14 protein-coding genes and 1 tRNA gene are annotated in these 19,061 nt (G+C 66.4%); 7 read left to right on the plus strand and 8 right to left on the minus strand.

Annotated features, from left to right (window positions below; translation table 11 throughout):
• Nucleotides 1–13: 13 nt before the first annotated feature.
• The 4 genes from PX52LOC_RS09520 to PX52LOC_RS09535 form a co-directional block, all read right to left on the minus strand.
• Entirely contained in the window at nt 14–550 is a 537-nt protein-coding gene (locus PX52LOC_RS09520; protein WP_149109877.1) for a PepSY-like domain-containing protein, read from the minus strand.
• The gene (locus PX52LOC_RS09525) at nt 550–4,488 is read right to left on the minus strand and encodes a Pls/PosA family non-ribosomal peptide synthetase (RefSeq protein ID WP_149109878.1); all 3,939 of its coding nucleotides are present in this window, start codon (nt 4,486–4,488) and stop codon (nt 550–552) included. Before PX52LOC_RS09525 ends, PX52LOC_RS09520 begins: the two co-directional genes overlap by 1 nt.
• 321 nt (nt 4,489–4,809) lie before the next feature.
• The gene (locus PX52LOC_RS40360; protein ID WP_168218891.1) at nt 4,810–5,274 is read right to left on the minus strand and encodes a hypothetical protein; all 465 of its coding nucleotides are present in this window, start codon (nt 5,272–5,274) and stop codon (nt 4,810–4,812) included.
• Nucleotides 5,275–5,912: 638 nt separating this feature from the next.
• The gene (locus tag PX52LOC_RS09535; protein WP_149109879.1) at nt 5,913–6,905 is read right to left on the minus strand and encodes an IS701 family transposase; all 993 of its coding nucleotides are present in this window, start codon (nt 6,903–6,905) and stop codon (nt 5,913–5,915) included.
• A gap of 230 nt (nt 6,906–7,135) precedes the next feature.
• Between PX52LOC_RS09535 and PX52LOC_RS09540 the strand changes: the two genes are divergently transcribed.
• The 6 genes from PX52LOC_RS09540 to PX52LOC_RS09565 all read left to right on the plus strand — a co-directional run bounded on the left by PX52LOC_RS09540 (nt 7,136) and on the right by PX52LOC_RS09565 (nt 13,831).
• A complete protein-coding gene (locus PX52LOC_RS09540) occupies nt 7,136–7,552 on the plus strand; it encodes an RrF2 family transcriptional regulator (RefSeq protein WP_149109880.1) in 417 nt (138 codons plus the stop codon).
• 302 nt (nt 7,553–7,854) lie between these two features.
• Entirely contained in the window at nt 7,855–8,775 is a 921-nt protein-coding gene (locus PX52LOC_RS09545; RefSeq protein WP_149109881.1) for a DUF1559 domain-containing protein, read from the plus strand.
• Between the two features lie 33 nt (nt 8,776–8,808).
• Nucleotides 8,809–9,234: a hypothetical protein gene (locus PX52LOC_RS09550; protein WP_149109882.1), complete on the plus strand. Its 426-nt coding sequence runs from the start codon at nt 8,809–8,811 to the stop codon at nt 9,232–9,234.
• Nucleotides 9,235–9,421: 187 nt separating this feature from the next.
• Complete coding sequence (locus tag PX52LOC_RS09555) at nt 9,422–12,010, plus strand: PSD1 and planctomycete cytochrome C domain-containing protein (RefSeq protein ID WP_149109883.1); 2,589 nt, start codon at nt 9,422–9,424, stop codon at nt 12,008–12,010.
• A 93-nt stretch (nt 12,011–12,103) separates the two neighbouring features.
• Nucleotides 12,104–13,501 carry a DUF1501 domain-containing protein gene (locus tag PX52LOC_RS09560; protein ID WP_149109884.1) on the plus strand — a complete coding sequence of 466 codons (1,398 nt, stop codon included), beginning with the start codon at nt 12,104–12,106 and terminating at the stop codon, nt 13,499–13,501.
• Between the two features lie 235 nt (nt 13,502–13,736).
• Nucleotides 13,737–13,831, plus strand: a tRNA-Sec gene (locus PX52LOC_RS09565).
• Nucleotides 13,832–13,858: 27 nt separating this feature from the next.
• Here PX52LOC_RS09565 and PX52LOC_RS09570 read toward each other — a convergent pair.
• Complete coding sequence (locus PX52LOC_RS09570; RefSeq protein WP_149109885.1) at nt 13,859–14,386, minus strand: aldo-keto reductase family protein; 528 nt, start codon at nt 14,384–14,386, stop codon at nt 13,859–13,861.
• Nucleotides 14,387–14,634: 248 nt separating this feature from the next.
• Here PX52LOC_RS09570 and PX52LOC_RS09575 point away from each other — a divergent pair, with 248 nt between their 5' ends.
• Nucleotides 14,635–15,594, plus strand: coding sequence for a TIGR01777 family oxidoreductase (locus PX52LOC_RS09575; RefSeq protein WP_149109886.1), 960 nt, complete (start codon nt 14,635–14,637; stop codon nt 15,592–15,594).
• On the opposite strand, the gene PX52LOC_RS09580 is transcribed toward PX52LOC_RS09575, so the two are convergent.
• From PX52LOC_RS09580 to PX52LOC_RS09590, 3 genes are all read right to left on the minus strand, one after another.
• A complete protein-coding gene (locus PX52LOC_RS09580) occupies nt 15,578–16,471 on the minus strand; it encodes a carbohydrate deacetylase (RefSeq protein WP_149109887.1) in 894 nt (297 codons plus the stop codon). The genes PX52LOC_RS09575 and PX52LOC_RS09580 overlap by 17 nt on opposite strands.
• The gene (locus tag PX52LOC_RS09585; RefSeq protein ID WP_168218892.1) at nt 16,471–17,253 is read right to left on the minus strand and encodes a glycosyltransferase; all 783 of its coding nucleotides are present in this window, start codon (nt 17,251–17,253) and stop codon (nt 16,471–16,473) included. The genes PX52LOC_RS09580 and PX52LOC_RS09585 overlap by 1 nt, the downstream gene beginning before the upstream one ends.
• 149 nt (nt 17,254–17,402) lie before the next feature.
• Nucleotides 17,403–19,040: an amidase gene (locus PX52LOC_RS09590; protein ID WP_149109889.1), complete on the minus strand. Its 1,638-nt coding sequence runs from the start codon at nt 19,038–19,040 to the stop codon at nt 17,403–17,405.
• Nucleotides 19,041–19,061: the final 21 nt, after the last annotated feature.

The following is a 19,061-nucleotide window of genomic DNA, read 5'->3' on the forward strand; positions in this document are numbered from 1 at the left end:
GCGTTCGCCCGGCTCAGTCGCTCTCTTCGTGAACCAGTTTGCCGTCCGACGTGTACGTCAGTTCGTGTTCCTTCCCGGCGGCCGTCGTCAGTTCGACGTGGTAGTGCTTGCCCGGCACGCCCGGCTCGGTGAGTTCCGCCACCTCGCCGATTTTCCCCTTCGGAAACCTCTTCGTCACGGCGGCGGCGACCGCCTTTGGCAAGTCCTTGAACTCGATCCCGTGGGCGATCTCGATGACCTTGCCCTTCTCGGTCACGGTGACTTCGTAGTCGGCGTTGTTGTGCTTGAAGAACACCTCGTAGTGGAGCACCTTCGCCTCGGTGTAGGTGCTCACCGAGTCGAACTTCGCCTTCGGGAAGTGCTCCCGCACGGCGGCCGCGATCGCCTGGGGGAGCTTGTCCACGGGGATTTCGTCCCCGCCGTCGGCCGCGGGTTCGGGTTTGTCGTCTGCCATCGGCTGGGGCTCGGCCGCCGACTTCCAAAACAGAGACGTGCCGACCAGACCGAACACCGCCCCCACGCCGCCGACGATCAGAACACGCCGTGTCATCACTCGTCCTCCGCTTGAAAATTCTCCGCCCGAGCGGCCGGAATGCCGGCCCACCGGGTGTCAGCCGGCAGGACTTCGCCCTTCATCACCAGCGACAAATCTTCCACCACCGTCCCGGCCTCCACCACCGTATCGTACAAGATCAGGGTCCACCCGCCGACCGTCGCCCCGGGGCCGATCTCGATGTTCGAAACCTTCATCACGCGGTCCTCGAAGAGGTGCGTTTGCAGGGTGCAGTCCTCGTTCAGCTCCGCCTCGTCGCCGACGCGGGTCAGGTCGAATTCGCACAGGTCGGTCGTGTCCATGAACACCCGCCGGCCGATCTTCGCGCCCATCAGCCGGAAGTACCAGCAGACGAACGGCGTGCCGGTGAGCAGCCCGACGAGGAACAGGTCGGCGAGGTATTCGCGGACGCCCGAGATGAACTCGGTCCGCCAGACGAACCCGCTCCACAGGGGCCGTTCCGTCGGGCGGTAACGGCCCGCCACGACCCACTTGACCGCCACCACGAAGAGGGCTGCTCCCAAACCCGCCAGCGCGTACAGCAGCGGAAAGAGGGCGAGCACGTGCCACACGGAGTAGCGGTAGCGGAGCGTGACGGCCCACGAAATGAGCAGGCTCGACAGGACCACCAGTGCCGTCGCCGGCAGGACGACGCGGACGAACTCGATGGCCCCGCGGAGGAGCCAGAGTTTCAGCGGCGGGTTGGTGATCGCGGCGTCCGGGAAGGCGGCGCTCTCTTGCCGTTGCGGCAGGTGGAAGGCGGGCGAGCCGACCCACGCCGTGCCCGGCTTGATGGCCGCGGCCGGCAGGATCGACTGACACCCGAGTAGGCCGTCGTCGCCGAGCTGACCGCCCGGCGGGATGTGCGCCCCGTTCCCGGCGAACGCCTTCTTGCCGATGCGCACCGGCGCGAGGGTGAGCGTGTTCCCTTCGACCCGTGCCCCGCCGATCGACACGGCGTCCGCGAGGAAGCTCTCGTCGTCCAGCGTGAGCAGGTCGTGCGGGATGCTGCAGGCCGTCGAGACTTCCACCCGCCGGCCAAGCTTCACGCCCAGCAGCCGGTACCACGGGTTCAGGAAGATCGTGCCGTACAGAGTGCCGGTCGCGTCGAGGCTCAGTTCCATAAGACGATCGACGAACCACTTCCGCACGGCGAACAAACCGTACCGCGGGTACGTCCCGGCCCGCACTTCGCCGAGGAGAAGCCACTTCACGCCGACCACTTGCAGGGCGAAGAGGATCACGAACGACAACGCCACGACCGGGGCGACGGCAAGATACAAGTACCCGTCCCACTGATGGCTGAGCGAGTTCAGCCAGATGATGCCCGGCAGGAAGCAGACGATGGCCGCCACCCGCAGGAGGAACGAGCCAACCCCGTAGACGACGCCCAGCGCGATCCGCCGGGCGAGGCCGGGCCGGACGGCATTGCTCGGTTCTGCAATTCCCACCCGTCGGGCCGGCGACCCGGCCCACCGTTCGCCCGCCGGGAGGGTTTGCCCCGTCCGCACCAGCGAGAGGTCGTCGAGCTTCACATTGTCGCTGACGGCCGACCCCGGCATCAGCACCGACCGGCTGCCGATGTAGCACCCGCGGCCGACGGTGATCGTCCCCAGGTGAAGGAAGCCGCCCTCGACGGTGTGCCCGCGGAGGCCCACGTCGCTGCCGACGCAGGTGTCGTCGCCGATGCTCAGGAGTTCGAAGGCACCGGCGTTGTCGGTGCCCAGGTAGACGTTTCGCCCGACGCGCACGCCGAGGAGGCGGTAGTACAGGCCGAGGAGCGGCGTGCCGGTCAGGTAGCCGGTCGGCGTCGCCGAGAGGATCGACCCGGCGAACCACCAGCGGAAGTAGTACCAGCCCCAGAGCGGGTGCGTCCCCGGCTTCACACGGCCGAGCAGCACCCACTTCGCGACCACACCGATGAGCAGCATCAGCGGGTAGACGGCCGCGAGGCTGACGAGGGCCGCCGCGACGGCCGTCGGCAACGCCCAGCCGCGGTCGATGCAGTCGGCGTACACGAGGTATGGCCCCATCCACTGGAGCGAGAAAAACCCCAGGACGACGTATAGCGCGAAGAACTGCCCCAACCCGCAGAGGAAGTGCCGCAACGGCGGGATCGACCGGCCGTGGACGCGCGGCTTCGCACGCGGGACGACGGCCGCCGGGCGTGTGGCTTCGAGGTGTCGGGCCAGCTGCGCGACGGTCGGGTGTTGGTACACGTCGGCCACGGCGGCGTGCCGGAATTCCGGTTCGGCTCGCAGGTCGGAGATGGCGCGGGCCGCCAGCAGGGAGTGCCCGCCGAGGTCGAAGAAGAAGTCGTCCGTCACCGACACGGCCGGTCGGCCGAACACCTTCGCCCAGACGACCGCGACGCGGGCTTCGAACTCGGTCCGCGGCGGGGTTCCGTCCGACGGGGCGAGGTCTTCCACCTGCCACTGCGGGGCCGGGAGGCGTTTGCGGTCCACTTTTCCACTCGGCAGCGTCGGGAACTCGGCGACCGCGACGAACCGGGACGGCACCATGTACACCGGCAGCCGCGCACGCAGGTGGGACCGCAGAACGTCGTCCGCGATCGGGCCGTTGGCCGAGATGACGTAGCCGATCAGGCTCGGCACCCCGCCACCGTCCGACAGCACGGCGGCAACGGCCGCGCGAACACCGGGGACTGCGAGCAGCCCGGCTTCGACTTCGGACAACTCGACGCGGTAGCCGCGGATTTTCACCTGCTCATCGCACCGGCCGAGGAATTCGAGTTCGCCATCGGCCGTCCACCGGGCGAGGTCGCCGGTGCGGTAGAGGCGATCATCGCGAAGGAACGGATTCGGCACGAACCGCTCGCGGGTGAGGTCGTCCCGGCCGACGTACCCGCGGGCCACGCCGACGCCGCCGATGTAGATTTCGCCCGTCCCGCCCGACGGCACCGGTTGACCGACTTCGTCCAACAGAAGCACCGTGTACCCGTCGAGCGGCTTGCCGATCGTGACCGGCCGACCCGGCTGACAGACGGCCGCCGTCGCGATCACGGTCGCTTCCGTCGGGCCGTAGGTGTTGAACATCGTCCGGCCCGGCGTTGCCCACCGGGTGACGAGTTCGGCTGGGCACGCTTCGCCGCCGAGGATGAGTGTGCGAACCGTCGGCAGGTTCCCGTCGAGCATCGCGAGCAGCGTCGGCACCGTCGAGAAAACGGTCACGCCGAGGTCCGTCAGGTGCCGCCCGAGGTCGGGACCGCTCTGCATCAACTCCCGCGTGCCGACGACGAGGGCCGCACCGTTGGCGAAGGCAGCCCACACTTCTTCGACCGACGCATCGAACGCGATCGAGAAGCCCTGGAAGACGCGGTCGTCGGGGCGAAGGCCGTACAGTTCCGCTTCCACGCGCACCAGATGGCACACGCTCCGGTGTTCGATCATCACGCCCTTCGGGCGGCCGGTCGAACCCGAGGTGTAGATGACGTAGGCGAGGTCGCCGGGGCCGACGGAGACTTCCGCCGCCGAGAGCCGTTCGGGCGACTGCGCGTCGATCAGCGCCCGGTCGGCGACAAGATCGCACATCTTACTCTGGAAAGTGTGCGCCTTCTCCCGAAGTGCCGGCGACGTGACGAGGACGGCGGCCGCGCAGTCGCTCAGGATGTCGGCGATGCGTTCGGCGGGGTAATCGGGGTCGAGCGGAACATAGGCGGCCCCGGCTTTCAGAATGGCGAGGAGGCCGATGGAGACTTCGGCCGAGCGTTCGAGCAAGAGGCCGACGAACTGCCCCGGCCCGACGCCGAGCGCGCGGAGGTGTCGCGCGAGTCGGTTCGCGTGGCGTTCGAGGTCGGCGTAGGAGAGGGTGCGGTCGCCGCACACGACCGCCGGCCGATCCGGGTACGTGTCCGCGGAGCGGTGCAGCCAATCGTGGAGTACCGTCACGCCCCCCGGGGAGAGGTGGGACGCCATGTTACCCGCCCGACCGTGTCGCCGAAGTTGGCCGTGTCATTCGATTCAGACCTGTCATGCGAACTCCTGTCGGGTTGAACCCGTCACAGGATTCAACCCGACTGCCGGGGGAAGAGGCCGACCCGACAACAGGAATTATCGCCCGCATTCATGAGAACGGCGTGAATCGGGTGGCGGGGCCGCGATCGATGCACTCCCGCCATTGGTTCCACTGGCGTCGTAACGTCACCGGCCGTGGGTCGGGCCAAGTGGTTGGCCCGGCCCGCGGCCGGAGGCATCAACCCGTCTGTACGGATTGATTCAGAGTGTGACGGTCAGCCTTCAGCACATGCAGCAGCACACCGGGGTGCCGCCCATCATCAGGCAGCAGGTGCACCCGGCCTTCATGCACGCGGTCATGCAGTCGCAGCACCCCTGGATCATGTCGCAGCACGCCTTGTCGCCGCTCGTGCACGTGACGCAGCACCCGTCCTTGGTCATCTCGACCTTGCACGCGCCCATCGTCAGGTTGCAGCAGCACACCATCATGCCGTTCAGCATGCACGCCACGCTGCACATCCCGCCGGCCATCATCGTGCACAGGTTCTGCATCATCGTGCACGCCGTCGGGTCGTCGCACATACAGGTAATCTTCATCCCGCCGGTGCACTTCTCCATCTTCATCGTGCACCGGGGGACCATCACCATGTTCGGCATCGAAGCCGGCATCCCCGCGCCCATGCCCATCGGCATCGCGTTGCCCATGCCGGTCATCGAAGCCCGATCCATCATCATGGAAGTCGCCATTGTCATGTCTCCAGAGGAAAGTTGTTGAAGAATCGGCCCTGTCCCTCAGTCAACAAGGCCGTCCGTTTGATTCAGTCAGCCGAGAGATCGCACAAATTCCGAGAATCTTTACTAAGAGCAGTTGCCTTATGAAGATTGCAGGTTAGAATTCCATTACGATAGACGATCAAGTTGACGATATTAGTAATAAATCGTCTGTCGTCACTCGGGAGAAGAGTCATGATCAGCCATCGTTTCCGAGACCAACTCGACCTAGAACAAGCGGCGAACCGCTTGGCTTCACCGATGGCGTTTGTCCCGTGTCCGATGTTCCAAAGTTTCTCCTCGGCTCATCAAACTCAAGTTCAAGAGGTCTACCGCCTTGCGGCGGAAATGACCCGCGAGCAACTGCAACCCGTTCGGTATCCGCAGTTCTCGATGAACTAGTTTCGATCGCTCACTGTTCTGACCGGCCGTGGGGGTGAATGAGTCACCTCCGCGGCCGTTTCATTTCGACAACGATGAACAGGATAACCCCGGCCGGCCGCCCTGGCTACGGGTTGAATCGGTCGGGGGGCTTACTCTGTCAGCCTGACAAAGATCATCGCGGAGATGAGGTAAAATCGGTCGGGGGGCTTACTCTGTCAGCCTGACAAAGATCATCGCGGAGATGAGGTAAACGGCGGCCAGTCCGGTGAAATATGCTCGCCCGCTAGGAAGTGATATGCCGCAAACACAAGGCTGACATGGTGATGCCAGCCGTGCCACGTGCGGCCTTCGAAATGGTCGATGCCCATCTCCGACTTCAGCCACTGGAAGTGTCTTAACGCCTTCGGCGTGACATCGTCGGCCGGGTCTTGGAGCAGGAAGCCTCGCTGCTGGAGCGTCTCGGAGAATTCGGCCACGGACAGGTAGCCATTCTCCGCCGTGATGGCCGAGCACTTTTCCCCGGCCTGTCGCAATTCGTCCAGTAATTCCAGGGCAATCTCGGCTTTCGTCGCGGGGCGGCGCTGGTCTTCGGGAATGGTTTTCTCGGCCAGTTCTGGGTTGTCGCGCATCCAGTTCGCGGGCAGGTACAGCCGGGATGCGAGGGGGAAGAAGCCGAACGGCCCCACTTGCGAAATGAAGACGCCCACTTGGCAGTTGATCTTCTTGCCGAGCGACCGGGCGAATTGCCGGAACACGCCGACGGAGTGCTGGCCCTTCTTGGGGAAGACGCCGTCGTGGATCACCCACACGGCGGCCGGATCGGATCGAAAGGCGAGCGATTTCTGCCGCACGGCCGCGAACAACCGCCGCGAGTCCCACGGGCTTTGGCTGACGAAGTGCTGGAGCGCCTGGGCCAGGTTCGCTTCCACCATGATGACCTTGCTCGCGGCCGCGGCGATGGCCTCCACGTTGTTTCTCGCGCTCGGTTCGAGCAACCCCCGCAGGTAAGCGCGAAATCGCAGCGATTGATCGGCTCGGTGGAAAACGGGCCGAAAGGCCGCGACGTAGGCCTCGAACCGTTCCAGTCGGTCTGCTTCCAGGGTGGGCAGGAGGCTCTTGGTTGGCGTCTCAATGGCCTGACCCTCCTGGCTTTCCCCGGGGCGGGGCCGCCCGCTCGGTGGGAGGCGTTTACTGGGCACTTCCTTCGCCGTGTATCCGATCATCGGCGATACTTCCGTGATATGTTGATATTGTTTGTCATATTAATGATGATATCAGGCGGTCCGCAGATGTGCAATCTCCCACCGAGTTCGAATGAGGTGGTGTTGTGCCACTTCGTCAGGTACGGATTGGCAAGGACGAGGCCAGAAACACTCGGCGACTTGACAGAGTTGGACTACAATGATGACTGAATCGGTCGGGAAAATGCTCCTCTTCTCTCCTGGGGACGGCGATGCTCATCACGGCACGGGCGGAGTACGCCTGTCTGGCCATGCTCGAATTAGCGGCCCGACACAATGACCCCCGCCCCATCCGCCTGACCGAAGTCACTGATAAACACGCGATTCCGCAGCGATTCCTCGTGCAAATCCTTTTGCAGATGAAGGCCGCTGGGTTGGTTTCGACAAGCCGCGGCGCGAGCGGAGGTTATCGCTTAGCCCGTGCGCCCGAAACGATCACCCTTGCCGACATCCTCGGCGTCCTCGACCGCATGGAGAAGCCGGAAGACCGCAACCTCGCCCCTTCGACGATGGCCCGCGGTCTGCAATCCGTCTGGAAGCAACTCGGCGAAACGCGGATGCATTTCCTCCAGAAGATTCGACTGACCGATTTGGTTCCTTCGTCGAACTCAGGAGACTATGTCATCTGATTTTGGGTAATTATCACTCGCCTAATCGACATTTGTTGCGGCTACTCTGTCAAATCGAATCGATCCCGTTGCCTAACGCCATTCGGCGATCACTAACGATTTAAGTATTATTCCCGTCAGTCATTGCGGTGATTTTAGAATCACGACTACCTCAATCAATTTGACGAAGTAGCGAGAACTCCTCCCCAGATCTCGCGAACCTTTCTTGAAATAGATTATCTTGTTCGTCATCTTAGTGCGATAGACAGGTTGACAGCTTCGTCACTTTGTTGACTCGCCCGTCCATTCGGAGGTGATAGATCGTGACTCGCAAGATTCGACGCCCGGCTTTTACCCTGATCGAGTTGCTGGTGGTCATCGCCATCATCGCCATTCTCATCGGCCTGCTCCTGCCCGCCGTGCAGAAGGTCCGCGACGCGGCGGCGCGAACCCAGTGCAATAACAACCTCAAGCAGATCGGCCTCGCGGCCCACAGCTTCCACGACAGTTATCAGTTCTTGCCGCCGGCGTTCATCGGCGACAATTCCGAGGGGCTCGACGGGTGGGCGACGTGGGGAGCCTTGATCCTGCCGTACATCGAACAAGGCAACCAGTACAACCTCTGGGACGTTCGCTACCCCGCCTCGAAGCAACCGCTGGCGGCGGTCCAGACGCAGCCGAAGATTTACATCTGCCCCGCGCGGCCGTCGCCGGTTCTGAGCGTTAGCGACTTCCGCACAGAGGGGGCCGCCCTCACCGACTACGCGGCGAGTTTCGGCACCCACGCCGCTTACACGTCCTCGACTGGGGCCATCATCCCGAACACCCCCTACGTCGGCCTGGATAGCTCGGGCCAGCCCTACCTGACGAAGTGGGGCAGCCAGACGAACTTCGGCAGCATCCGCGACGGCACCAGCAACACCACGATGTTCGGCGAGAAGCACATCCGCCCGAACTCGCTCCGCGGCAAGAACGAGGACCGCAGCGTCTTCGGCGGCAACCGGAACAACACCCGCCGCATGTTGGGCGTCAGTGACGTCAACGCCGACCAACGGCCGCTCCTGACGCCGGAAGTTCAAACCCTCGCGCTGGCGAACAGCAGTTTCGGCGGGCCGCACAGTGGCATCACGAACTTCGTCTTCGTCGACGGCAGTGTCCGCAGCCTCCGGGTCAACACGCCCGTCGACGTCCTCACGGCCCTCGTCACGCGGGACCGGGGCGAGGTCGTCAGCCTCGACAACTAATCCACACACCGGAACCGAACCAAGGGGAACGTCATGACCATCCAACGGAATCTTCGCACACTCGCGGCCGCCGTTCTCACGACGATCGCCGCCGCGGGGTGCGGTAACTCGGGGCCGAAGACGCACGCCGTGACCGGGCAGGTCGTGTACACCGGCGGCGACGTGGCCCAACTCGCCGGGCACAACGTCGAGGTCGCGCTCAGTTCCGATCCCAACGTGCGGGCCTACGGCGTCATCGAACCGAACGGCCGGTTCAAGCTCCAAACCTACGAGAACGGCAAGATCATCCGCGGCGCGAAGGAGGGGGCTTACGACGCCCGCGTGGTAATCGCCGACGAGGGCGATGGCCAGTCCAAGAAGCCGAAGCTCGCGGTCCGCTACCTGAAGTTCAACACGTCCGGGCTGAAAGTCAACGTGCCCGCGACGGACGACGTGCAACTGACCGTGGCCACGAAGTAACTACCCGCGAGCCACGCGGCCGATCCGGCCCCCAGCGAGCCGGCAACGAGGGGAGAGACGTTGCCGCCGCCGCGAGGGCGGAATCCTCAGCCCGAGCGTGGGAGAAGAGACACGCCCGGGCGGGGCCGGGTCGAACCGCGTGACCGCCATTCATCTAAAACCGAAATCATTCCCGAGGATTCTCAGCATGTCGAGCCGCCGTTCCCGATCTGCCCTCGCGCTGCTGGTCGTCGTCACGACGGCGGCCGCCGGGCGGGCGGGCGAACCCGACGCCAACAAGGTCGCGTTCTTCGAAAAGAAGGTCCGGCCGATCCTGGTCGGCCAGTGCTACGCCTGCCACTCGGCCGACACCAAGCCGGCCGGCGGGTTGCGGGTGGACGACCGCAACGGCCTCCTCACCGGCGGGAACGCCGGGGCGGCCGTCGTGCCGGGCAAGCCGGCCGAGAGCTTGCTGATTCGCCGCGTGTCGCTGAAGGACGGCAAGCGGCGGATGCCCCAGGACACCGAGGCCCTGACGGCCGAGCAGGTCGCGGACCTGACGGCGTGGATCGCCGACGGGGCCGTGTGGCCGGCGGTCAAGCTGCCGGCATCGTTCGGCAAGCCGAAGGAGAAGTACGAGGAACTGCGGAAGGACCACTGGGCGTGGCAGCCGCTCCAGGAGCCGAAGGCTCCCGCAGTGAAGGACGCGGCCTGGGCGAAGGACGACGTCGACCGCTTCCTGCTCGCGAAACTCGAGGCGCAGAGCCTCAAGCCGGTCGCCGACGCGGACACGGTCACGCTCATCCGCCGGATCACGTTCGACCTGACCGGCCTGCCGCCGACGCCGGCCGACGTCGACGCCTTCGTGAAGGACTCGTCCGCGAACGCCTTCGCGACGGTCGTGGACCGCCTCCTCGCAAGTTCGCAGTTCGGCGAGCGGTGGGGCCGGCACTGGCTGGACGTGGCCCGGTACGGCGAGTCGACCGGCCCGAGCCGGAACATCCCGTACCCGCACGCCTGGAAGTACCGCGACTACGTCATCGACAGCGTGAACGCCGACGTCCCGTACGACCGGTTCATTCGCGAGCAGGTCGCCGGCGACCTGCTGCCATCGACGAACGACGAGGAGGCCAACCGGCAGAAGATCGCGACCGGGTTCCTCGCCCTCGGCGTGAAGGACGTGAACCAGCGGTTCAAGGTCCGGTTCGTCATGGACAACGTGGACGAGCAGATCGACGCCGTCACCCGGTCCGTCCTCGGGTTGACCGTCAGTTGCGCCCGGTGCCACGACCACAAGTTCGACCCCGTCCCGCAGGCCGACTACTACGCCCTCGCCGGCATCTTCACGAGCACCGACAACGCGGCCGGCGTGCGGAACCAGATGGGCGGCGCGGGTCTGGCGTACTACGTCCCCGACATGCTCGTGAAGCTGAGCGGCGACCTGCCGACGGCCCCGCCCGAGCAGGTGGCGAAGCTGACGGCCGCGGTGGCCGAGGCGAAGAAGGCGTGGGACGGCATCCGGGGCACGCCCGAGGGCCTGAAGCCCGGGCCGAACGGCCAGCCGACGCAACGCCCGTTCCGCGTGAAGTACGAGCGGCTCCAGGGCGAACTGAACGCCCTGACCGACCCGGCCCAGCGGGGCCTGGCGGCCCACGGCGTCCGCGACGCGAAGGCGATCGCCGACACCGAGATCCGCGTCCGCGGGGAGGCCGAGAAGCTCGGCCCGACCGTGCCCCGCGGCTACCTCACGGCGTTCACGGTGCCCGACGCGGCGGCCGTCAACCCGAAGCAGAGCGGGCGGTTGGAACTGGCCCAGTGGCTGACGAGCCCGAAGAACCCGCTGTCCTCCCGCGTGGCCGTCAACCGCGTCTGGCAGCACCTGTTCGGCACCGGCCTCGTGTCGACCGTCGACAACTTCGGCGTCACCGGCGACGTGCCGTCGAACCCCGACCTGCTCGACCACCTGGCGAGCCGGTTCGTCCGCGACGGGTGGAGCACGAAGAAGCTCGTCCGCACGCTCGTCCTGACGCGGGCGTACCAGCTCGGCGGCGAGGGCACGGAGGCCCACCGCACGCTCGACCCGGCGAACCGCCTCGTCTGGCGGCACGCCCCGCGGCGGCTCGACGCCGAGGAGTTCCGCGACTCGCTCCTCGCGACGGCCGGCGTCCTCGACGGCCAGCGGGCCGCCGGGTCGGCGGCGAAGGAACTGAAGATGGTCGAGATGCGGGACAACGGCCCGGAGGCCGCGAACGTCCACAAGGCGGCCGACGCGAGCACGGCCCGCAGCGTGTACCTGCCGCTGTTGCGGGGCGTCACGCCGCACGCCCTCGAAGCGTTCGACCCGGTCGAGCAGACGCTCGTCACCGGCCGCCGGGACACGACGACCGTGCCCGGCCAGGCGTTGTTCCTGTTGAACTCGACGTTCGTCCGCAAGCAATCGCTGGCCCTGGCCGAGCGGGTGCTGAAGGAGAAGGACGCCGCGGACGCCGACCGCGTGCAGGTCGCCTACCGCCTGACCCTCGGCCGGGCCGCGACCGCCCTGGAAGTGGACCGTGCCCGGGCGTTCGTCGCCGAGTACGAGTCGGGCTACCGCCAGCACCCGGCCGCGAAGGCCGAGAAGCCGAAGGCGGCGGCGAAGCCGAAGACGGCCGAGGAACTGGCCGACCCCGACCAGGCCGACCAGACGGGCGAGGAGGTCGTCGAGGACGCCGTCCACCCGAAGGACGCGAGGACGGCCGCGTGGCTGGCTTTCGCCCAGGCCCTCTACGGGAGCGGCGAGTTCCGGTACGTCCGGTAATCGCGGAATTCGGTGTGCGGAACGCGGAGTGAAAACCACCCGCGTTCCGCCCCTTCCCCTGACACCTACCCCCATCACACACGAGGTTCGAATATGTCTTTGCACTCCGCACTCCGCACTCCGCACTCCGCACTCGCCCCGAGCCGCCGGCAGGCCCTGAAGCACGCGGGTGCCGGGTTCGGCATGGTCGCCCTCGCCGGGCTGCTCGGCCAGCAGGCGAAGGCCGCCGAGAAGGTCACGGCCGCGAAGCCGCTCGCCCCGAAGTCGCCGCACTTCCAACCGCGGGCGAAGAAGATCATCTTCGTCTTCCTGCAGGGGGCCGTGTCCCAGATGGACACGTTCGAGTACAAGCCCGAGCTCCAGAAGAACGGCGGCAAGGCCGGCCCCGGCGGGGGCACCCTGACGGCGTCGAAGTTCAAGTTCTCGCAGCACGGCCAGACGGGGTCGTGGTTCTCGGAACTGATGCCGAACATCGCCAAGCACGCGGACAAACTGACGTGGCTCCGCGGCCTGCACACGGACACGCCGGCCCACCCGCAGGCGGTCGTGCAACTGCACACCGGGAGTGCGAACGCCGCCCTCACCCGGCCGAGCCTGGGCGCGTGGCTGATGTACGGCCTCGGCACGGAGAACCAGGACCTGCCCGGGTACGTGACGATCAACCCAACGCCGAACTTCGGCGGGGCCGTCAACTACGGCAGCGCGTTCCTGCCGGCCCACTTCCAGGGCACGCGGATCGACGACCAGGGCCGCCTGCCGAACCTGCGGTCCGCGACCGCGGGTTCGCTCCAGCGGAAGCAGCTCGACTTGATCCAGGCGATGAACCGCGACCTCGGGGCGACGGCCGGGGCCCCGGACCAACTCGACGGCGTGATCGAGAGCTACGAGCTCGGGTTCAAGATGCAGGGCAAGGTGCCGGAGTTGCTCGACCTCTCGAAGGAGCCGCAGGCGGTGAAGGACGCTTACGGCATCAAGGACGGGGCGGCCGGGTCGTTCGCCCGCCAGTGCCTGATGGCCCGCCGGCTGAGCGAGGCCGGCGTGCGGTTCGTGGAGATCTGCCAGCCCGGGTGGGACCACCACAACAACCTGCACAAGGGCCTCCTCAACCGGTGCGAGTCGGTCGACCAGCCGACGGCCGCCCTGCTGACCGACCTGGAGCAGCGGGGGCTGTTGGAGGACACGCTCGTGCTGTTCGGCAGCGAGTTCGGCCGGCAGCCGACGACGCAGGGGGCGGACGGGCGGGACCACAACATCACCGGGTACCCGATGTTCCTGACCGGGGCGGGGGTGAAGCCGGGCGTCACGTACGGGGCGACGGACGAGTTCGGGATCCAGGCCGTCGAGGGCCGGATGCACACGAACGACCTGCACGCCACCCTGCTCGCCCTGCTCGGCCTCGACCACGAGAAGCTGACGTACAACTACGCCGGCCGCGACTTCCGCCTCACCGACGTCGCCGGCACCGTCGTGCGGGACATCATGAAATCCTAGACGTCCGAGTGCCTTACGGCCGGTTCGACATCCCGCGGACGGAAACCGTTCGCGGGAAGACGAACCGGCCGCATTGGATGATCCGTAGTCAGACCATTTCTTGTCGGCGACGGGGTTCCCGAATGGCTCTCGGTGGCGGCCATTGCCTCAGTTTGACGAGGCGAGCCGCCAGCTCGGAGAGATGTCAAAGGCCCATCTTCTCCGGGGTTCCACCGGCGTACAATGAGTCCGTCTCGGGGGTGTTTGCGCGGCTGGTGCCGGCCCCGGTCTTCAAAACCGGTGGGGGCCGTGAACAACGGCCCCGGAGGGTTCGATTCCCTTCCACTCCCGTGAGGTTTTGCGCACCCCGGCGGGCCGTTACTTCTTGCGGACCAGCTTCATCTTCCCGCAGTGGCTCTCGGCCGGCTTTCCGCCGTCCCACGCTTCGCCCGCGATCTCGATGTGGTCGTCGTCGACGAACGTCACCGTCGCCGCGTGCATGTGCATGTCCTTCGCCGGGTCCAGGTTCGTGCCGCCGGCGAACTCCCACTTGATCTGATTGGCGGCGGACTTCGGGTCGGCCTTCATCCGCGGTTGGTTGCCCAGGGCACAGTAGTGGGTCATGATCAGCTCGCCCTTGTCGAGGTGGTACATCGACACCATCTCCATCGGTTGGCCGGGGAAACTCGTCTCCTGAACGACCGACCCGGCCGCGATTACCTTGACCACCGACACCACCTTGTCGGTCGGCTTTCCGTCCTTGTCGGCCTCGACCCAGGTGCCGGCCAGCTTCTTGATTCGGTCCAACCCGGTCTGGGCGGGGTCCGTCTTGGCGGTCGGCCCCGCGGCGTGGCCGACGACGGCAAGGGCGAGCAGCAGGCAGCCGGTGAGGATTCGTCGCGTCATGTCAGACTCCGAAAAGAAGTAAGGAAGCACCCGCCCCACGGGTGTGGGACCGCGTGCCACAGTAGTCGACCGGGCGGGGCGGAAATCGACACTCGACGGAACATTTTTTCAGTCGAATGAGGCGGCCCGCCAGAGGTTGGGCGAACGGCACGGACTCTGACGATTGCGAGGACTGGGGGCCGGAATCGGGAGCGATTGCCGGTTGCCTTCCCGTTCCCTTCTGCGGTGCATCTCCCAGGAGGGTCGCCATGAAAATCATCATCCCCGGCGGGAGTGGTCAAGTCGGTACGGTGCTCGCGCGGGCTTTCACGGCCGCCGGGCACGAGGTCGTCGTCCTCAGTCGGCGGCCGGCGTCTGCACCCTGGAAGGTGGTCGCGTGGGACGCCACTTCTCGCGGCGCGTGGGCGGCCGAGATCGACGGGGCGGACGTCGTCGTCAACCTCACCGGGCGGAGTGTGAACTGCCGGTACCACGCCCGGAACCGGCGGGAGATTCTTGACTCTCGCGTCCTCTCGACCCGTGTCGTCGGCGAAGCGATTGCGGCCACCGCCCGGCCGCCGCGGGTGTGGTTGCAAGCCAGCACGGCGACCATCTACGCTCACCGATTCGACGCTCCCAATGACGAGGCGACCGGCATTCTCGGCGGCGACGAACCGGGCGTGCCCGAGACGTGGCAGTTCAGCATCGACGTGGCGAAAGCCTGGGAACGGGCCGCGAACGAGGCGGTCACGCCGCGGACGCGGAAGGTGCTGATGCGGTCGGCCGTCACGATGAGTCCCGACCGCGGCGGTATCTTCGACGTGCTCCTCGGGTTGGTCCGCCGCGGGTTGGGCGGCACCAACGGGGACGGGCGGCAGTACGTCTCGTGGATTCACGAGCGCGACTTCATCCGGGCCGTGGTGTGGTTGATCGAGCACGACCTGAGTGGGGCGGTGAATTTGGCTTCGCCGAACCCGCTGCCGAACGCAGAATTCCTGCGATCGCTGCGGCGAGCCTGGGGGGCGCGGGTCGGGCTGCCGGCGTCGCGGTGGATGCTGGCGGTCGGGGCGTTCTTGATGCGCACGGAGACGGAGTTGGTACTGAAGAGTCGCCGCGTTGTGCCGGGGCGGTTACTCGACGCGGGCTTTCAGTTCGAGTTCCCGACCTGGGACGACGCGGCAAAGGAGTTGGTGAACCGTTGGCGGGGAGCGGTCACGCCGCTTGCTTGAGCGGCACGCCACCGAGGCTCTGCGTGAGGCCGGCCGCGTTCACGAGTGTAAAGCCGGCGGCGTGGGCGGCACGAAAGAAACTCGGGTCGCGAAGGCGTTCGAGTTCGGCGGCACGGCGGTGAAGTTGACCGTCGGCAAGCGTGCCATCGCGGCCGTCGATGGCGGCGTCCAGGTAGCCTGGGTGGCAGGTCAGCTCCACCATTCGGCCGGTACAGCGACTCACCCAACGGGTGAAGAACTTGGGGTGGTGCACGAACGGCGGGTTCGTGACGCCGATGAGCCGGTCGTTGCCAGGGAACGGTGTGCCGGATGCGCGGCGGCCGAACCGCGAGAGGACCGCCCGCTTGATTCGTGCTCCGGGAACAAGAGCGAGCGTGCGGCGGGATTCCACCACGCGGCGGACGAACGGTTGCCGCGACTGCGCGGCGAGAATGCGGCCGAGGATTTCCCCCACCGGGCGGAAGATGTGGACGTGATGGTGCGCGTTCACGTTCATCGGAGCGTGGCCGACCATCTCGCGAAAGCGGTCATATTGGGCTTGCAGTTCCGCTTCGATTTCCGATGCCTGAACTTGGCCGCGCAACAACTTCTTCAGCAGCGATCCCAGCGGTTGGAACCGGCCGTCCGCATCCACGAGCGACGGCACGCGGCCCGGCGACAGCACCGGGGCGTCCAGGGTCAGACACGGGTGCCAGCCGAGTTCGACGGGGCAGCCGAGCGCCTTCCAAATGCGAACGGACTCCTCCGCGTACGGCGAATTCACGAGCAGAACGGTGGACGTGACCACCCCTCGGGCGGCCAAGTCCAGAATGCCGCGGGAGGTCTCGACGCCGATGCCGAAGTCGTCGGCCGTCACCAACATGTAGCGGGGAGCCATCAAGCCGCCTTCCGCACGGGGGCCGGTTCGCGCACAGGGGGGACGAACGCCGCCACGTTTTTTCGCTTCCAGGCGCGGCGGATGGTCCAGAGTTCGCGGAGCATTTTGAAGCCGGTCCGCGAGCCGGTGGTGCTCACCTCGTCGTCGTACCGGACCCGCACGGGCACTTCCGTAATCGGGATGTCGGCCCGCACGCACGCCGTCAAGAGTTCACAGTCGAAGCCGAAGCCGTCGCACGTGAGCAGCGGCAGGACGTGCTCGGCCACCTCGGCCGTCATGCCCTTCAAACCGGCTTGCGTGTCGGTCTGCCGCAGGGGCAACAGCGTGCGGGCCACACGGCCGAACAGCACGCTCTGTAATTTCCGCCGGTAGGCGTAGCCCAACAGCTTCGCCGGCAGTTGCAAGATGCTCTCGGGGTGCGTCCGCGAAGCGACGGCCACCGGCGCGCCGCTCGCGACTTCATCGGCGACCCGCACCACGTCGTCGAAGCCGTAGGCTAGGTCGATGTCCGTGAAGAGTCGGATGTCGCCGCGGGCCGCTTGCAGGCCGGTGCGCACGGCGTACCCCTTGCCGCGATTGGGCGAGTACGAAATCACGCGCAGGCGGTGGTCGGCCGCCGATTGCAATTTTTGCAACCGCTCGACCGTGCCGTCGGTACAGCCGTCGAGCACGATTACGGCTTCCCACGGCTCCGGTCGGGAGCGCAGGAAGTCGCGCAGTGCGTGCCACGTTTGTTCAACGGCCGCGCCAGGGTTATAAGCCGGTAGCACGAGGCTAATCACGGCGCCAGTCCTTGCCGAGTGTGGGGAGCGGCACGGGTTCGAGACCGCGCGGGCGAATGCGCAGGTTGTTAATCGGCGCAAGCTACCCCGATTCTGGAAGGAAATCAAACCGAACTTATGAAAGCGGTCCCGGCCCCGGCAGAACTTGTTCAATCGACCTTGAGCGGCGGGCGCTCTTTATGGTAGGCGGTCGCGTCCTGGTACGCTTTTGCCACCGTTAGCAGATCCGACTCCCCGTAGAGTTGGCCGACGAACGTGATCGCCGTCGGCACCTTCACGCCGTTGAGTTGCGTGAAGCCGTTCGGCAGGCAGACCGTCGGGTGGCCGGTGAGGTTCGTCAGCACGAGGTCATTCCCGCCGACGTACACGTCCACGCCCTCGATCGCCTTCGCCATCAACTCCATCACCTTCGCCCGCAGCCGGTTCGCCCGCAGGTAATCGACGGCCGAGATGAACCGCCACGCCCGGAAGGTGGTCGCGTAGGTGCCGAGGCCGTCCTTGACGCCCGCCCGTGTCAGATCGTCGAACGCCGAGGCGCACTCGCTGTTGAGGATGACGCTGCTGACCGCGCCCGTGTATGCCTCGTTCGGCAACTTGATCGGCACGAGTTTCACGCCGAGGTCGGTGAGAACCTTCCGCGTCTTCTCGGGCGTCGTGGGCTGAACGCCGACGCGGAGTTCCTTGAGCGGCTTCTTGCCCGGCCACTCGAACGGCCGGTCCACCGCGACCGGGTCGTTCGCGTCCGACCCGTGGATCGCGCCGAAGATGAGGGCACAGTCTTCGACCGACCGGGCCATCGGGCCGATCTTGTCCATCGTCCAGGTGAGGGCCAGACAGCCGTGCCGGCTGACGCGGCCGAACGTCGGGCGGAGGCCGGTCACTCCACACCGGGTACTCGGCGACACGATGCTGCCGAGAGTTTCGCTGCCGATGGCGAAGCCGACTAGCCCCGCCGCCACCGACGACGCCGACCCAGCCGACGACCCGCTCGAACCCTGCACCGGGTTCCACGGGTTCTTCGTCTTCCCGCCGAACCACTCGTCGCCCATCGCCAGCGCGCCGAGCGTGGTCTTGGCCACCATCACCGCCCCGGCGTCTTCGACCTTCTTCGCCACCGTCGCCTTGCCGTCGAGCGTCTGATCCTTGTAGTGTTCGGCCCCCCACGTGGTCTTGTAGCCGGGGTAGGAGATCAGGTCTTTCGCCCCCCACGGGATGCCGTGCAGCGGCCCGCGGTACTTCCCGGCCGCGATTTCCTTGTCCGCGGCTTCCGCCTGCTTCATCGCGAGGTCGTCGGTGAAGGAGACGACGCACTTCAGCAGGGGGTCGAACTTCTTCAGCCGTTCGAGGTAGAACTTGGTGAGTTCGACGGACGACACCTGTTTCGTGCGAACGAGGTGCGCGAGCAGGGTCAGCGGGGCGAAGGCGAGGTCGTCTGCGGCGTCCGGCTTCTTCGCATCGAGCGTCGTCGGCGTCACCGTCCCGAGCGGGCCGACGTGCGGCGGCAGGCCGGGGGCAGGGTTGAAGTGAACGGCCGGCAGCACCTCGTTGCCGAGCGAGGCGGCGGCCATTAGCTTCAAACTCGCCGCCGTCCGCGTGAGCACAGTAGCGACTTGGGCACGCTGCTCGTCGGAGAGCGTGATGCCGGCGACCCACTCGGCGTTCTTCACCATCTCGGCCGTGATGCCGGTGGGGTTCTCCTGGGCGGATGCCACGAGTGCCCGCTGGAAGATCGTCGTGCCAACGCCGAGGCCGGCGAGCGTGGTCAGAAGTTCGCGTCGATCGGGCATGAAATCTCTCCGAAAGCAGAT

This window comes from Limnoglobus roseus (genome assembly GCF_008254045.1).
In the GTDB taxonomy this organism is placed as follows: domain Bacteria; phylum Planctomycetota; class Planctomycetia; order Gemmatales; family Gemmataceae; genus Limnoglobus; species Limnoglobus roseus.

Bases quoted from the DNA above. Each gene is read 5' to 3' on its own strand.
- PX52LOC_RS09555 (WP_149109883.1), top strand. From the start codon at position 9,422: ATGTCGAGCCGCCGTTCCCGATCTGCCCTCGCGCTGCTGGTCGTCGTC.
- PX52LOC_RS09550 (WP_149109882.1), top strand. From the start codon at position 8,809: ATGACCATCCAACGGAATCTTCGCACACTCGCGGCCGCCGTTCTCACG.
- PX52LOC_RS09525 (WP_149109878.1), bottom strand. From the start codon at position 4,488: ATGGCGTCCCACCTCTCCCCGGGGGGCGTGACGGTACTCCACGATTGG.
- PX52LOC_RS09535 (WP_149109879.1), bottom strand. From the start codon at position 6,905: ATGATCGGATACACGGCGAAGGAAGTGCCCAGTAAACGCCTCCCACCG.
- PX52LOC_RS09520 (WP_149109877.1), bottom strand. From the start codon at position 550: ATGACACGGCGTGTTCTGATCGTCGGCGGCGTGGGGGCGGTGTTCGGT.
- PX52LOC_RS09575 (WP_149109886.1), top strand. From the start codon at position 14,635: ATGAAAATCATCATCCCCGGCGGGAGTGGTCAAGTCGGTACGGTGCTC.
- PX52LOC_RS09590 (WP_149109889.1), bottom strand. From the start codon at position 19,040: ATGCCCGATCGACGCGAACTTCTGACCACGCTCGCCGGCCTCGGCGTT.
- PX52LOC_RS40360 (WP_168218891.1), bottom strand. From the start codon at position 5,274: ATGGCGACTTCCATGATGATGGATCGGGCTTCGATGACCGGCATGGGC.
- PX52LOC_RS09540 (WP_149109880.1), top strand. From the start codon at position 7,136: ATGCTCATCACGGCACGGGCGGAGTACGCCTGTCTGGCCATGCTCGAA.
- PX52LOC_RS09560 (WP_149109884.1), top strand. From the start codon at position 12,104: ATGTCTTTGCACTCCGCACTCCGCACTCCGCACTCCGCACTCGCCCCG.
- PX52LOC_RS09580 (WP_149109887.1), bottom strand. From the start codon at position 16,471: ATGGCTCCCCGCTACATGTTGGTGACGGCCGACGACTTCGGCATCGGC.
- PX52LOC_RS09570 (WP_149109885.1), bottom strand. From the start codon at position 14,386: ATGACGCGACGAATCCTCACCGGCTGCCTGCTGCTCGCCCTTGCCGTC.